This window comes from Peribacillus simplex (genome assembly GCF_001578185.1).
In the GTDB taxonomy this organism is placed as follows: domain Bacteria; phylum Bacillota; class Bacilli; order Bacillales; family DSM-1321; genus Peribacillus; species Peribacillus simplex_A.
Genome location: NZ_CP011008.1, coordinates 4,395,982 through 4,411,280, shown reverse-complemented (window position 1 = coordinate 4,411,280; position 15,299 = coordinate 4,395,982). Strand labels below are relative to the sequence as shown.

Sequence of the window (15,299 nt, the reverse complement as noted above, 5' to 3'; positions counted from 1 at the left end):
ATGGAGGTTATATAAATGTATGAGTTTCAAAATCAACTTCAAATGTTGAATGTAGACGATTTTCAGGTAAGCCAGCCAGTTCTTTGGGATCAATATCAGCAACCAATGGAAGATTCTCGTCAGTTTGGTTTAGGTTTCGGTTTTGGTTGTTTTGGTTGCCTTGGTTGCTTTATTGGGGGCTGTGGGTTCGGTCGTTGCGGGGGTTGTGGAGGTTGTGGGTTCCGTTGCGGAGGTTGTGGTCGCTGCGGCGGTTGCGGCGGTCGTTGCGGACGTTGCGGCGGTTAAGTATCCAGGTTTTCTAAAGGAAGTCCCTGCATGTGCAGGGACTTTTCTTTATAGCATTAGACATAAGGGACAAATTGTTGTACATAGGATTAAAGTGAAGTGCTGTGCTAATAGCAGTACTTAAAATGCATCGGGTTAGGAGGAGCGGAATGGTGAATTTGACCCCTTCTATGCGTTTGAAAGTGAAGAGAGATACGTTTTTTCTTCCGGAACCGAATAGAGGTGTGTATTTCAGGAATAACATAAGTTCGTTCCGTATGGAGGGCGGCTCGATCGTCCAGTGGATTGAAAAGCTATTACCGATGTTCAACGGAAACCATACATTGAGCGAGTTGACGGATGGATTGCCTGGCCCATACCGGAACAGGGTGATGGAAATTGCCGAGGTTTTGTACGGCAATGGGTTTGTACGGGATGTAAGTCAGGACAGTCCCCATCAATTGAGGAATCAAGTACTTGAAAGGTATGCTTCACAAATCGAGTTCCTGGAAAGCTGCGGCGATTCCGGGGCTTACCGTTTTGAAACTTATCGAAAGAAAAAGGCGTTGGCCATAGGCTCTGGCCCATTGTTCCTTTCATTGGTGTCCTCGCTGTTGGAATCCGGATTGCCCGCATTCCAAATCTTCATTACGGACACGGTACCGACCAATAGAAAAAGATTGAATGAAATCGTGGCGCATGCGCGTAAGACGGACGACGAGGTTTCCATAGGGGAGGTCGTGCTTGAAAAGGGAGAAGAGATTGAATGGCAGGAAATCGTGCAGCCTTTTGACACGATTTTATATGTGTCACAAGAGGGTGATATAGAGGAGTTAAGAGGACTTCATTCGGTTTGCAGGCAAGAGAAAAAGATCCTGTTTCCTGCATTGATCATCAATCAAGTAGGCATGGCTGGTCCGCTTGTCCATCCTGATTCCAAGGGGTGTTGGGAGTCAGCGTGGCATCGTTTACATCAAACTGTGCTGGAAAAGAATCAGGCGTCTGCTTCTTTTTCCTCCACAGCCGGAGCGATGTTAGCCAATATAATGGTATTCGAGTGGTTTAAAGAGGCTACAGGTGTTACTACAGCAGAACAAGCCAATCAATTCTATCTGTTGGATATGGAAACATTGGAGGGAAAATGGCATCCATTCATTCCACATCCGGAGGTGACGGGAAAAGGGGCCGCTAAATGGATTGAAGATTTTGATCAGATGCTCGAACAGAAATCGGGCAGGGGTGAGCCTGGGAAAGTGTTTATGTATTTCAGCCGGTTGACATCGGCGGAATCCGGGATCTTTCATAGTTGGGAGGAGGGAGATTTAAAACAGCTGCCGTTGGCTCAATGCCGCGTTCAGGTTGTTGATCCGTTGTCGTCCGGCCCGGCCGAACTTCTGCCTGATATTATCCGTTCAGATCTGACGCATGAGGAAGCGAGGAGGGAAACCGGCCTGGCGGGGGTTGAAGCATATGTATCCCGAACACTCAGCCAGCTCGTACCGACTCTATCTCCGCTTAAAGGAGCAGGCGAAATAAAGGAATCCATCGGTGTCGGAGCAGGGGAAACATTTGCTGAATGTGCTTGCCGTGGGTTGCAAAGCAGTTTGGATACAGAGTTTGGAAATAAGGAGCTCAACCAGGAGAATCTTGTGGCAGTGCAGTTGGCAGAGGTGGATGATGAACGCTGCCGGTATTATTTACAAGCGTTGACCCGGCTGCAAGGAGATCCGATCATCGCGTTGGGTGAGGAAGTGTCTGGTTTCCCGGTAGTTTGGGCAGGAACGAGCGACGGCTGGTCCGGAGCTGTCGGTTTGAATGTAACGATCGCATTACGGAACGCGTTGCAAAAGGCCGTCATGAAAGTCCAAAACCAGACCATTTGCCTCACAGCTCCAGATTTAGTGGCATCGCCTGTTCTTAAGGAAGAAAAGCCCTTGAATCTTGTGATTCCTTCGTGCGGGGTGACGGGGGATTCCGAGATATTAAAGTCCGCCATTCAAGTCTTGAAGAAGAATAAGAAGCGAATCTTCGTTTTCGAATTAGAACTGGAAACTTTCTTGAAGGAAGAAATGGCAGGAGTGTTTGGGGTGCTTTTGCGAGAGGAGGAATCAGGGTGAAAACTGACGTATTGGTTGTCGGGGAAGGAGTGCTGGCCGACCATGTTCATGGGGACCTGTCCGGCCAATATCAGGTGAATCGCCAAACCGATTTCGAGGCAGGAATACCGCAAACGACGGCTATGGTCCTTCTGCTGCAAGATGCCTGGAATCCAGCTGTCCATTTAAAGGCGGAAGAGGTGATAAGGCAAGCGGGCATTCCATGGCTGCGGGGGTTCATTTCATTTGGAGAGGGAGTGATAGGTCCGTTGGTGCACCCGGATGTTCCTGGCTGCTCACAATGTGCGGACCAAAGGCATCTCATGGCTGGGCGTGATCGAAAAGAAATGTGGGAAATCCGCAAACAGCTGGAGGAAAATGGGGGGATGGATCGTGATGCGGCTGCATCACGCACAGGCCTTTTGCAGATGGCACACCTGATTGGGGCAGAGGTAAGGAAGGCGATGAAAGGAGAACGCGCCTGTTCGGAAGGGCGTGTATCAATCATCAACTTGAAAACGCTGAATGGCTCGTGGCACTCATTTTTACCAGACCCATTGTGTCTGGTTTGCTCAACATTACCTGATGACTCGAAGGAGCGTGCCAGGATTACGTTACAGCCAAGCCCGAAAATCAGTCCCGACAGTTACCGTACCCGTTCAATGGAAGAACTGAATGAAGTTCTGGCCAAGGATTACTTGGACCATCGCACAGGTTTCTTGAATAATAAAATGATCGACCTTGTGCCGCCATTTGCCGATGTAAGTGTTAATTTGCCTTTATTCATAGGAGATGAGGGGGCGGCAGGCCGTACTCTCTCATATGCGGCCAGTGAGATGACGGCCATATTGGAGGGATTGGAAAGGTATTGCGGTATGGAGCCCCGCGGCAAACGGACAGTCATACATGACAGTTACAACAACCTTAAGGAATTTGCGCTCGATCCGATCAGGATAGGGGTACACTCTAAGGAAAATTATGCACAGCGGGATTTCCCGTTTCAACCGTTTAATCCTGACCGCTCGATAGATTGGGTATGGGGCCACTCATTTTTGCAAGAGCGGCCGATCTTGGTCCCGGAATTGCTTTCCTATTACAGCTTGGGCTGCGGTCATGGGTTTGTCTATGAAACTTCCAATGGCTGTGCTTTAGGGGGGAGTTTGGAGGAGGCCATTTTCTACGGCATCATGGAAGTGGTCGAACGTGATTCGTTTCTTCTGACCTGGTATGCGCAGCTGCCTCTAACACGTCTTGACCCTTATTCTGCAAATGATAAAGAACTGGAATTGATGATTGACAGGGCGAGGGCGGCAGCAGGGTATGATATCCATTTGTTTAATTCGACCATGGAACATGGTATCCCGAGCGTATGGGCGTTGGCTAAAAACAGGAAACAAAAAGGATTGAATATCATATGTGCGGCAGGGGCCCATCTGGACCCGATCCGGGCCGTGAAAAGCGCGGTCTTCGAGTTGGCTGGCATGATGCTGACACTTGACGTTAATTTGGAAGAGAATCTGGATGAGGTTGAGAAAATGCTGCATGATTCTTCACTGGTACGGAAAATGGATGATCATGGCATGCTGTACGGTTTGCCGGAAGCGGAAGAGCGACTGCAGTTTCTGCTGGATGATGACCGTCCAATGCGGACGTTTGATGAAGAATTCAAGCAAATGCCAAAGCATGCGGACTTGACCGATGATCTGCAGGACATTCTTCAGGAGTTTCGCCGATTGCAACTCGAGGTGATTGTGGTGGATCAGACGACACCGGAAATTGCACGAAATGGATTACATTGCGTGAAAGTGCTGATACCGGGGATGCTGCCGATGACATTCGGCCATCATCTTACCCGCATAACGGGGCTTGAGAGAATACTGAGGGTTCCGATGGAACTTGGATATGCTGAACGGCGGCTTGAATTCGAACAGCTCAATCCGCATCCGCATCCTTTTCCATAAGCGGTGATTTAGGAGGTTGGAGGATGAGTCTAGAAGCATTTTTGCACAATTTGCATTTTGATATCGAAAAGGCAAGTCCGCCGGATTGGGAAGTGGATTGGGATGATGCACCGCTGACGTATAAGCTTTACCGTGACTTGCCTGTTTTTCCGCTATCACTGGAGGTGCCGCTGACGCTGGAGGGTTGCAGCGGGCCTTCAAAACAGGACCTTAAAGGAATCGGTCATTTCCTCTGGTATGCATATGGCCTGACCCAAGTTAGTCAGGTATCGAGCTCCTCGGAATCTGAGGACCTCATGCAGTCATTCCGGCGTTTTCCGCCATCAGGGGGAGCTTTGTATCCAAGCGAATTGTACGTGTACTTGAAGATGGAGGGATTACCTGCTGGCATATACCATTATGATGTGGCACACCACCGGTTGGTATTGTTGCGGGAAGGGGATTTTGATTCATATTTAACAAAGGCTCTTGGTGAAAAATTTGATATGTCTGCAAGTTTTGGAACGGTTTTTGTATCGACGATGTTTTGGAAAAACTTCTACAAATATAATAATTTTTCATACCGTCTGCAAGGGCTGGATGCGGGCGTGCTTCTTGGACAGTTGCTCGAAGTGGCGAAACGGTTTGGAATCGCCGCTGGGGTGTGCTTCCAATTCCTTGATCGGGCTATCAATCACCTTCTTGGGCTTTCGGATGAGGAAGAGAGCACATATGCGGTGATCCCCTTATCGGCAGACACCAAATTTTGGTGTGCTGATGAAAGTAATGGTAACGGACCTGTCACTTCGACAGAATTATTGCCGGAATTGACGGGCATTCAGCCTGAACACTATGTTCGGTCGCAAAGAATCAGGGAATTTCCGATGCTGACTAAACTGAATGCAGCATCCCTGATCGAATCCACCCAATCATTCCGGCGGATCAGTCCGAAGAATGGGACTAAATCCGAAGGACATATTGTAGCCCTTCCTATCGTGAAGCGGCTGTCCTATGACTTGGCATCAGTTTGCCGGAAGCGGTTTTCACCTGAAATGGACTTCGCACTCGGGAAAGTCAGTCAATGGCAGCTGGCTTCTCTCCTGCAGGAGGCAACCGCCTCGTTCTCCTATCGAAATGACTTGGATGGAAAAAACGGGAACGATGAACATCGCGTTTCATTATATGCTTGTTTGTATAATGTGGAAGACATACAAGATGGTGCATACCATTACGACAGCACGACACATACATTGCAACAGATACAATCGGGAGATCAGCGGCTCCGATTGCAATACGGAATGTCCCTCGATATCATGAATTTTCAGCAAGTGCCAATCTGCATACATGTAGTTGGCGAGCGGGACCATTCCAAAACGCAACTTGGATATAGAGGATACCGCATCCAGCAAATGGAGGCGGGGATGCTCGTTCAGAAATTACTGCTAGCTTCGTCAGCCCTCGGAATGAACGGGCACCCGCTGCTCGGCTTTGATGTGAAAATGTGTGATGATCTTTACAATTTCGGTGGTGGTCCTCAAGGAAAAACGAGCCTGATCCAAATCCCGATCGGCCATTATCGGAATCGTCCCTGGCTGAAGGGAAGTTTGCATAGTTAAAAATGTAACGATAGCCTTCATTCCTTTTAAAGAATGGAGGCCGTTTCTATTTATTGAGGAAAAACTAATTATTAACAAAAAACTGGAACTTTAAAAACGTTATAGCTTCCATCCTAAGTGTGCAATAATCCCGGCCGAGGATTATACTGATATAAAAGGTTTTACCATTTAAGGGAATGAATAAATAGATAATAAAGTTAATAATTTGGAACGCTTTTAACAAAACCAATTTAAAGGATGTAGCTTATGGAATGGAGAACGGATAGAAAATCCAAGGAGCCTTTATATAAACAAATAGCTGGTTATATTGAGAGTGGTATTGCTGATGGAACATTTTTACTAGATAAGCCGTTACCTTCTGAGCGCTTCCTGGCACATGAACTGGGGGTTAACAGAAGTACAGTTGTAGCAGCTTATGATGAATTGGAAGCAAATGGGTTAGTTGAACGAAAAAAAGGAAGCGGAACGATGATCAGCAAGGATATATGGGGAATCAACAGAAAACGTATGCCTAGTTGGAATAGATATATCGAAGCTGGTTCATTTTTACCCAATTTGCCGGTAACCCAAAGAATACGTAAAGAAACGGAAGGGAATAAACTTATAAACTTAGCTAGCGGGGAGTTATCAGAAGACTTATTTCCGGTCCAATCCTTACGTGAAATCACTTCGAATAGGTCCTTTATTGGTAGTTTAGGTTATGATCACCCCCAGGGCAATGCAGTTTTAAGGGGCACAATTACTAATCATGTTAAACAATATAGAAAAATTGATACCCATCCATCTTCCATACTAATTACCTCTGGTGCACAACAAGCCATACATCTCGTTGTCCAATGCTTGTTAAAGCCGGGCGATGCCGTTGTATTGGAAGATCCATCATACAGTTACAACCTTCCCATTTTTCAATCAGCAGGACTAAGAACTTTTCTTTTACCGGTCGATAAGGATGGCATCAACCCAGAGGAGTTACTAGCACTACATAAAAAACATCGAATCAGGATGATATTTTTGAACCCTGTTTTTCAAAACCCAACAGGAACTGTACTTCATATCAACCGTCGTAAAAGGATTCTAGAGCTTTCATCCGAATATGGAATACCGATTGTAGAAGACGATCCTTATAGTTTAACTTCCTTTTCTGGGGAAAAAATCTCTACTCTTAAATCGATGGACAACAACGGAAATGTGTTATATATAAGCTCTTTGTCAAAAATTGTTGCTTCTGGCTTAAGAATTGGCTGGATAATAGGACCGAAACCAGTTATAGAGCGACTGTCTGATGCTAAGCAACAGGTTGACTTCGGTCATGGCTCATTCACTCAATGGATAGCAAACGATTTTCTTGAATCAGAGCATTTCCCTACCCATATTACCTACTTAAGAGGGGAGCTAGAAAAAAGAAGGGATGCAATTGTATCAAGTCTTCAACAATTTCTGAATAACAAAGTTGAGTATTATTCGCCAAATGGTGGTATTCATTTGTGGTGTAAGCTGAAGGTGCCATTGAACGAAATAAAGTTATTAGAGGAATCTATCAAAAGAGGAGTCATATACGTTCCTGGTTCAACATTAGGTACTAATAAGGAATATGTACGCTTTACTTTTGCAAGGGAAAATGAGGAGTCCATTCACGAAGGCATCAAAAGGTTTGCAGAGGCTGTAAAAAGTTTATAAGGATCTTCTCGGACTGTAGACAAACTCGATTTCAATGAGTTTGTCTACAGTCTTTTTATGGCTTGTACAACTTAGATGTTGATTTCCGCTCCAGGCACTCGCTTTCCGCGGGCGGTCCGGGAGCCTCCTCGACGCTTCGCGCCTGCGGGGTCTCCCCTGGCCACGCTTTCCCGCAGGAGTCTCGCGCCTTTCGTTCCAATCCACTTTGTTTTACCTTTTAGATCGAACCCTTTTGCCTAAAGTCTTGGAATAGAATCATGTTTAGAAAGCATCCTCATCTCTAAAACAATAGTCTTTGCACCTTTCTATGTATATGAACGGAAGAATTCAGCAAGTGGATGGTGGAAATTTCCCTTGATTGGATGGTCCTAAAATTGGTTGTTCTTTTATTATAGAGAAGTAGGCTTTTTCTAATATATTTACTCAGTAAACAAGAAGAGCGATCTACCTGACCATTTATTTTTGATATGTTTAAATTAGGAACGGTTTTTTATGCAGTTACACTACGATATACGATAAGAATCGGAATAATTTGAAATGGTTCAAGGAAATAGATAATAATATTGGGAGGCGTTGAATCATGACGATAAGTGTAATATTAGTAGTAGCCATTAGTTTAGTTGCTCTGGTTGGTACCCTTTCGTTAACGGGGAAGAGTGATAGTGATTATTCTGCAGCAACGAGAGGGAATTTGTTGAACCTTAGTTATATATATATTGGTCTTGCCCTAGTATTAACTGTAGGCATCATCTACTTCGTAATAAAATTAGCCTAAGATACCACGTGAATGATTATTATGATAGCATATCAAAATGGATAGAAATAAAGGCTTAATTGTAAAAAGATCATGTTTTGTACGAATGATATACAAGACATACTCCATTTGTGGGGAATTGTGAATTTGTTCACATATGTGGCGGAAATGTGAACGAAAGAATCTGATTAATACGTGAAAAAATCACCTTTGCAAGCTGGGTGAACAAGAAACACGGTAATAGAACGGTCACTTCAAAGAAAAACTGACCGCCTCTTTCAATTAAACTTTAAATTAGGCTCTTTTCGTTAAGATTGTTGTTTTTAAACCGAGACTATTTAAGGTTGATTGGAGTGGAAGTGCGAGACTCCTGCGGGAGCAGCGGGACAGGTGAGACCCCACAGGCGTTTACGCCGAGGAGGCTCACCGCCCGCCCCGCGGAAAGCGAGCATCTGAAGGGGAAATCAACCACACCACATTACTTGGTAAATAGCAGCAAAGTATGCGAAAACAGCCTTAAATTATAACGTAGCGGAGATGATGAAATATGACAGTGCCTGTATTGGTTTTGACTATTATCTTAGGTTTGCTTAAATTATTAGTTACCTGCCTACCAACCGATGCAGTGAATTGGATTCTGAGTAAATTTAAAATACATTCGGAAATTAGTGGCGCGAATGCAATCGTAACCTATGATGGAAATCGTTTGGAAGGTGAAGACAAAGTTCAAGTCATTAATTATTTTAACGAAGCTAAGTTTTTGAAAAAGAATCATATATTCCCAGGGAACGAGCAATTGTTTTTACATCCAGACAACAGTGGGATTCCAATAACGATTGATACTAAAAGAGGAAAAAACGATGTTCGATTATTTGTGTACATTTACAACGACCATGTGGATGTAGTCAAACAGTACAAGAATAAAGTAGTTGCGTATAGTCTTCTTTCCGAGAGGCTCCAAGAACGTTCCATGCCAGTCATAAGGAATTTAGTTTAAAAGGAATATATAAAGTGGACTGCATCCCAATTGTTAGTAATATCCAAGCATTGGCGATGCAGTTTTTTATATGATTCGTGCATTGGTAAGTAATGCACTTTTTTAACAGTCAGTCCTTCTTGGTTAATACCTTTAAAGTCTTTTCCCTGATGCTTATCCTGTTTTTATAATCTTTAGCAACCAACTCTGTGTATATTAAATCAAAAAGTAATAGCAGCGGAAGCAATGGAGAGATGTTTTGTCCCATATGCATGCTGTTCTTGCTTGTGACCAATAGCGATATATCGCCAAGCTGTGAGAGCTCGGAATTCTTATCCCCAGTAAAGACCAAGATGCGTGAACCTTGCTTCTTTGCGATTTTAACTGCAGAAATCACTTCTTTCGTTGTTCCGGAAATGGAAATGCCGATGACAACACTATTCTCGTTACTTAAAGCTGCATCCATCATTGACTGATGGGGATCTGAAATAGCTTCAACAGTTAAGCCGATTCGGAAAAACTTTGACTTGAACTCCTGGGCCGCTATACCTGAACTCCCTATTCCATATACATGGATCCTATTTGCCTGTGTAAGGAAAGATACGGCTTTTTGGATATTGTCATATGTGGTTATGTGAAAGGTATTATCAATGATACCTAAGTGATCTCGATACAGTTTAGCGAAATAATCCACCTGCTTGATGTTCTTCATATTTTTCGGTGCATTTCGGAGATCTACGAACCTTTTTAACTCATGCCTGAACTCATTGAACCCAGAAAAGGCTAATTTCTGGCAAAAACGCGTAATGGTTGCAGGTGAAATATGAAGCTTTTTAGCTATTTGACTAATGGTAAACTGACTTACTTCTTCAGGGCGCTGCAGAATATAATTGGCCAATTCTTCTTCTGTTTTGGTGAATTTGTCCATGCTGCACTCAATGCCATATATGAGGTTTTCTGCTAGATATTCCATTTGATCACCCATTTCAAATTTCTTATATGTATTCATAGTTTAATGTATCCAATGGGGACGTCAATAACCTGAGGAAGTATGATCAAAAAAAAAGACCCAAACCGTTGCCAGTCTGGGTCTTTTCATTACTATGTGCAATGTTCTATTTTTGGATAGCATCCACGAACCTTTTTAACTCATGCCTGAACTCATTGAACCCAGAAAAGGCTAATTTCTGGAAAAAACGCGTAATGGTTGCAGGTGAAATATGAAGCTTTTTAGCTATTTGACTAATGGTAAACTGACTTACTTCTTCAGGGCGCTGCAGAATATAATTGGCCAATTCTTCTTCTGTTTTGGTGAATTTGTCCATGCTGCACTCAATGCCATATATGAGGTTTTCTGCTAGATATTCCATTTGATCACCCATTTCAAATTTCTTATATGTATTCATAGTTTAATGTATCCAATGGGGACGTCAATAACCTGAGGAAGTATGATCAAAAAAAAAGACCCAAACCGTTGCCAGTCTGGGTCTTTTCATTACTATGTGCAATGTTCTATTTTTGGATAGCATCCACGAACCTTTTAGTGATTTGCTGCGGTCTGGTAATGGCCCCGCCCACTACTACTGCATGGACATTCATATCCAAAACAGAGCGGGCGATTTCTGGTGTTATGACGTTTCCTTCAGCAATCACTTTTGCTTTTTTCACTGCTTTTACGATCTCTTTGAGCAGAGCATAGTCATCCTGATATATTTTCTCGCCGATCGTTTCGTCCGTATAGCCGTATAAAGTGGGCGCTACAATATCAAATCCTAAATCGTCAGCGAATATGGCTTCCTCAATGGTGGATACATCCGCCATTAGTAAAACATCCGGATATTTTCCTCTTATTTCACCATAAAACTGCTTTAACGTTTTACCGTCCGGTCTTACCCGGGCTGTAGCATCCGTCGCAATGATTTCCGCTTTAGTTTCCATCAATGCATCAATTTCGGCCATGGTAGGAGTAATATAGACATCGTTTTGTCCATACACCTGTTTAATGATCCCTATGACTGGAAGGTCCACATTTTTCTTGATTTCCATTATGTCAGCTACAGAGTTTGCGCGAATGCACGTCGCACCGCCTTCTTTGGCGGCAATGGCCATGCGTCCCATAATAAAAGAGCTGTGCAGCGGCTCATTCTCCAATGCTTGACATGATACAATTAAGCTTTTGTGAATTTTATCCAGCACCTGTTGCATGTTTAACACGTCCTTATCGTTATCTATGTTCTCAATGACCCAAGTATTCTTCCACTTCATTTTTGATTATCGTTACTTGGGGACCGTAAACTATTTGAATGCCATTCCCTTTTTTTACGACGCCTTTTGAACCGGTCTGTTTAATGACGTCTTCTTTCACCAATGATTCATCCTTTACCGTGACACGGAGACGAGTCGCACAGCAATCGACTATATCGATATTTTCCTGTCCGCCCAATCCATCAACGATGGTCTGGGTTCTCTCTGATGCCGTTACTTGGGTAACAGCGGCCTGTTCATCATCTTCACGGCCAATCACTTTTAAATTCTTCTTCTTGATCAATAATTTAAAAGTGAAGTAGTATAGGAAAAACCACGGAATGCCGACGAGAAGTACATAAACCCAGTTTGTTTTACTGATGCCCTGGAGTATCCCGAATAAAGTAAAATCAATAAATCCTCCAGAAAAGGTTTGACCGATCGTTATATTGAATATATCTGCCATCATGAAGGCAAGTCCGTCAAAGAAGGCATGAAAAACATAAAGGATCGGGGCGACAAATAAGAAACTGAATTCAAGCGGTTCGGTGATGCCTGTTAAGAAAGATGTTAAGGCAGCTGAAAGAAGCAAGCCGGCCACGACTTTCTTATTTTTAGGTTTAGCGCAGTGATAAATGGCCAATGCCGCGCCAGGCAGACCAAACATCATCGTGATGAACCGTCCGGACATGAAACGGGAAACACCCTCATAGTACTTGACGGTAGTTGGGTCGGCCAATTGCGCAAAGAAGATATTCTGGGTCCCGCTGACAATCTGCCCTTTAATCTCCATCGTTCCGCCTAAAGCTGTTTGCCAGAAGGGAAGGTAGAAAATATGGTGCAGCCCTAACGGCCCGAGCATCCGTAATATGAATCCGTAAAAGAAAGTCCCGATCGTACCTGTGCTCGTTACCAGCGCACCTAATTGGTTTATGAAAAGTTGGAAATAAGGCCATACGATAAACAGCACGGCTCCAACCAAGATGGACGCGAAGGAAACGATGATGGGAATGAAACGGGAACCACCGAAAAATCCTAACACTTGCGGAAGCTGAATTTTATTATATTTATTGTGCAAAAGTGCGGCAACGATACCTACTACGATACCGCCAAACACACCGGTCTCCAGTGTTTGGATCCCGACCGCCATTCCCTGTCCGGAACCTGCCAAATTGTCTTTGGCAAGTTCCCCATTTATTTGAAGAAGTGCATTTATTGAACTGTTCATGACGAAATAGCCGATCATGGCTGCCAGTGCAGCGGTCCCTTTATCCGAACGTGCCAATCCTACTGCGACACCTACGGCAAAAATGACCGGCAAGTTGCCGAATACGATGCTGCCTGCAGAACTCATGATTGTGAAAATGGCCTGCAGCCAAGCAAAGTCTAAAAAAGGATAGGCCTCAACTGTATTTGGATTAGAAAGAGCGCCGCCAATTCCCAGCAATAAACCGGCCGCTGGCAAAACGGCAATCGGGAGCATAAAAGATTTACCGAACTGCTGCGCTTTCTCAAAAGCTTTCTTCATAATAATTCCTCCCTCATTTAACGAGCCATTGATACTCTCTATTTTTAATCGCTCTATACTAGCTATATTAAATCCCTATGAGAGCGTTTTCAATGCGGTGTAAGGTTATATCAACTGTTTTCAATCTTGCACTTATTTCTCTGAAAAAGTTTTCAAAACAGGAAATCGCTTCGGAATCTGTTGCACTGTTACTGGGAGTGCCGGCTGCCTATGCATTAAGCCGGTTCGATTTCAAAGGAAAAAGCGTGATTCAGCATTTTTCGTTTCTCCCATATTAATACCGGGAATTGTGCTGGGCTTTGCGTTTTTACGTTATATTGTGGGGGTTTATCAGCTTCCGATTTATGGGCTCTGTTTGTAGGACATACTATTATCATGCCGCCGTTCATCATCCGTGTGATTCAAGCGGATCAAATTTTGACTTTTTCATTGAAGAAGCAGCTGAGAGCTTTGGAGCGCACTTTCTTTAAAGTCGTCTTACCGAATATAAAATCAGGAATTCTGGGCAGTAATGACCGCCTTCTTAGAATCCTTCAATAATGTTGGCATTTTCGTTTATATGACAGGGGCTGGGGTAAGGGAGTTTCTGATTCAGATGCTGATGTATGTAGAAAACTACTTTGATCCTACCAGAACGGCTCATGGGCTTGTCTTATTTCACAAAACGATAAAGGAGGTAATGATGGATGGCTTTGTTCACTTTACAAGATATATCTGTAGCTTATAACAAACAGAATATATTAAAGGATTTCAATCTTGAGATTGAAAAAGGGAAATTAGTATCCCTTCTTGGCCCGAGCGGCTGTGGGAAAACGACGACCCTGCGTTTAATTGCCGGGCTGTTAAAAGCGAACGAAGGGAAGTTTTTATTTAAGGAAAAGGACTATACGAAAGTGCCTGTTAACAAGCGGAATTTTGGCTTTGTGTTCCAAAACTATGCATTATTTCCGCATTTGTCGATATTCGAAAATATTGCATTCGGACTCCGTCTGAGAAAGAATTCCAAAAGTGAAATTGAAAATAAAGTAATGAATGTGCTCGAAATCGTCAATTTAAAAGGATTTGAAAAGAGATATCCCAAAGAGCTTTCAGGAGGGCAAAAGCAGCGGGTTGCGATTGCCAGGGCACTGGTGATTGAACCGGACATCCTATTATTTGACGAGCCATTGAGTAATCTGGATGCGAACTTAAGGGTGAATATGAGAGTCGAGATTCGCCGCATCCAACAAGAGCTGGGGATTACAACGGTATATGTTTCCCATGACCAGGAAGAATGCTTTTCGATATCCGACCAGGTAGCGATCATGAATAAAGGGATCATCGAGCAGCTTAGTGATCCTGCGACCATTTACAAATATCCTGAAACCAAATTTGTAGCAGACTTCATCGGCTTCAAGAACTTCATTGAATTCGATAAGCGTACGGATCATATAGATAAAATCGAACTGAACAAGCAAGGCTACTCATTTGTGCTGCACAAGGATGCACAGATGACCAATTCATCTGGAAAAATAGGTGCTATCAGGCCGGACGATCTGATGATCAGGGAAAAAGATAATGCTGGAGCTGTTCAGGGAAATAGTTTATCTGGCCGAGTCAAGGTGAGTACGTATCTGGGAAAAAGCTATCAATATGTCGTTGAAACCGTGATAGGGGATTTCACTGTGAACAAGGAAATGACGGAATCCTACCGGACGGGTCAGGAAATCATCCTAGAAATTCCAAGAAACCAGATGGTCCTTGTTGACTAGCTTAGGAGGGGGGGATGCGAATGTTCAAGTATTCGATCACTTCTTCAGTCATGGACTGATCAACGTGAATGAAAGGAAAATGGTCCCTCTCATAATGAGTGATGAAGCCTAATCCCGTATTCTTACGAATGCTATTCAATAGAAATTTGAGCTAATTAAAATGGTCTATTGCAGGAAGCCTTTTCGTCAAATGTCAGCTGCACTTGTAACTAGGGTAGAAGGGGAGAATACGGCCTTTTTTTATTAGTGTTTTATTTGCATATAATTACCATTATTGAAAATATATAATAGAATAGAGGGGCAACTGAGGATAGAGTGGCAGGTCACAGTTTTGCTTTTCTATCTAATTTTAGACATTTCTTATTGAACTTAATTACAGATAGGGGTAAAGAGATATTTGTTGCTATAGCAACCAGTCTGATCCTGTCTGTGTTCTCCTAGAAACGGAAAAAG

General features: G+C 43.6%; 12 protein-coding genes and 1 pseudogene. 9 read left to right on the top strand and 4 right to left on the bottom strand.

All coding sequences use genetic code 11. The features are described 5' to 3' along the window. The first annotated feature begins 214 nt into the window (after positions 1-214). The 7 genes from UP17_RS27910 (at position 215) to UP17_RS20565 (ending at position 9,344) form a co-directional block, all read left to right on the top strand. Entirely contained in the window at positions 215-409 is a 195-nt protein-coding gene (locus UP17_RS27910) for a hypothetical protein (RefSeq protein ID WP_155727402.1), read from the top strand. Between the two features lie 25 nt (positions 410-434). Continuing rightward, positions 435-2,381 (top strand): putative thiazole-containing bacteriocin maturation protein, encoded by a 1,947-nt coding sequence (locus tag UP17_RS20590; RefSeq protein ID WP_061464879.1) that lies wholly within the window; start codon positions 435-437, stop codon positions 2,379-2,381. Further along, the gene (locus UP17_RS20585; RefSeq protein WP_061464877.1) at positions 2,378-4,321 is read left to right on the top strand and encodes a TOMM precursor leader peptide-binding protein; all 1,944 of its coding nucleotides are present in this window, start codon (positions 2,378-2,380) and stop codon (positions 4,319-4,321) included. The genes UP17_RS20590 and UP17_RS20585 overlap by 4 nt, the downstream gene beginning before the upstream one ends. Before the next feature lie 23 nt (positions 4,322-4,344). Then, positions 4,345-5,916, top strand: a complete 1,572-nt coding sequence (locus UP17_RS20580; protein ID WP_061464876.1) for a SagB family peptide dehydrogenase — start codon at positions 4,345-4,347, stop codon at positions 5,914-5,916. Positions 5,917-6,162: 246 nt separating this feature from the next. Next, positions 6,163-7,593: a MocR-like pyridoxine biosynthesis transcription factor PdxR gene (locus tag UP17_RS20575; RefSeq protein WP_061464874.1), complete on the top strand. Its 1,431-nt coding sequence runs from the start codon at positions 6,163-6,165 to the stop codon at positions 7,591-7,593. A gap of 580 nt (positions 7,594-8,173) precedes the next feature. Beyond that, positions 8,174-8,368 carry a hypothetical protein gene (locus UP17_RS20570; protein ID WP_061464872.1) on the top strand — a complete coding sequence of 65 codons (195 nt, stop codon included), beginning with the start codon at positions 8,174-8,176 and terminating at the stop codon, positions 8,366-8,368. Positions 8,369-8,894: 526 nt separating this feature from the next. Continuing rightward, positions 8,895-9,344, top strand: a complete 450-nt coding sequence (locus UP17_RS20565) for a YfmQ family protein (protein ID WP_061464870.1) — start codon at positions 8,895-8,897, stop codon at positions 9,342-9,344. Between the two features lie 109 nt (positions 9,345-9,453). Here the strand turns inward: UP17_RS20565 and UP17_RS20560 are convergent, their stop codons facing one another. From UP17_RS20560 to UP17_RS20545, 4 genes are all read right to left on the bottom strand, one after another. Then, a complete protein-coding gene (locus tag UP17_RS20560; RefSeq protein WP_250211710.1) occupies positions 9,454-10,332 on the bottom strand; it encodes a MurR/RpiR family transcriptional regulator in 879 nt (292 codons plus the stop codon). A 106-nt stretch (positions 10,333-10,438) separates the two neighbouring features. Beyond that, the gene (locus UP17_RS20555) at positions 10,439-10,729 is read right to left on the bottom strand and encodes a MurR/RpiR family transcriptional regulator (protein ID WP_061464868.1); all 291 of its coding nucleotides are present in this window, start codon (positions 10,727-10,729) and stop codon (positions 10,439-10,441) included. A 106-nt stretch (positions 10,730-10,835) separates the two neighbouring features. Beyond that, positions 10,836-11,528: an N-acetylmannosamine-6-phosphate 2-epimerase gene (locus tag UP17_RS20550; RefSeq protein ID WP_061464866.1), complete on the bottom strand. Its 693-nt coding sequence runs from the start codon at positions 11,526-11,528 to the stop codon at positions 10,836-10,838. 31 nt (positions 11,529-11,559) lie between these two features. After that, positions 11,560-13,095, bottom strand: a complete 1,536-nt coding sequence (locus UP17_RS20545) for a maltose/glucose-specific PTS transporter subunit IIC (RefSeq protein WP_061464864.1) — start codon at positions 13,093-13,095, stop codon at positions 11,560-11,562. Positions 13,096-13,169: 74 nt separating this feature from the next. On the opposite strand from UP17_RS20545, the pseudogene UP17_RS29000 reads away from it, so the two are divergent. Then, positions 13,170-13,766 (top strand): annotated as a pseudogene (locus UP17_RS29000) (ABC transporter permease); the annotation flags it as partial. Positions 13,767-13,781: 15 nt separating this feature from the next. Continuing rightward, positions 13,782-14,846, top strand: coding sequence for an ABC transporter ATP-binding protein (locus tag UP17_RS20535; RefSeq protein ID WP_061464860.1), 1,065 nt, complete (start codon positions 13,782-13,784; stop codon positions 14,844-14,846). Positions 14,847-15,299: the final 453 nt, after the last annotated feature.

Coding starts and splice junctions, on each gene's coding strand:
- UP17_RS20580 (WP_061464876.1), top strand. CDS start 4,345: ATGAGTCTAGAAGCATTTTTGCACAATTTGCATTTTGATATCGAAAAG.
- UP17_RS20575 (WP_061464874.1), top strand. CDS start 6,163: ATGGAATGGAGAACGGATAGAAAATCCAAGGAGCCTTTATATAAACAA.
- UP17_RS20555 (WP_061464868.1), bottom strand. CDS start 10,729: ATGAATACATATAAGAAATTTGAAATGGGTGATCAAATGGAATATCTA.
- UP17_RS20565 (WP_061464870.1), top strand. CDS start 8,895: ATGACAGTGCCTGTATTGGTTTTGACTATTATCTTAGGTTTGCTTAAA.
- UP17_RS20570 (WP_061464872.1), top strand. CDS start 8,174: ATGACGATAAGTGTAATATTAGTAGTAGCCATTAGTTTAGTTGCTCTG.
- UP17_RS20560 (WP_250211710.1), bottom strand. CDS start 10,332: ATGAATACATATAAGAAATTTGAAATGGGTGATCAAATGGAATATCTA.
- UP17_RS20590 (WP_061464879.1), top strand. CDS start 435: ATGGTGAATTTGACCCCTTCTATGCGTTTGAAAGTGAAGAGAGATACG.
- UP17_RS20545 (WP_061464864.1), bottom strand. CDS start 13,095: ATGAAGAAAGCTTTTGAGAAAGCGCAGCAGTTCGGTAAATCTTTTATG.
- UP17_RS20535 (WP_061464860.1), top strand. CDS start 13,782: ATGGCTTTGTTCACTTTACAAGATATATCTGTAGCTTATAACAAACAG.
- UP17_RS20550 (WP_061464866.1), bottom strand. CDS start 11,528: ATGCAACAGGTGCTGGATAAAATTCACAAAAGCTTAATTGTATCATGT.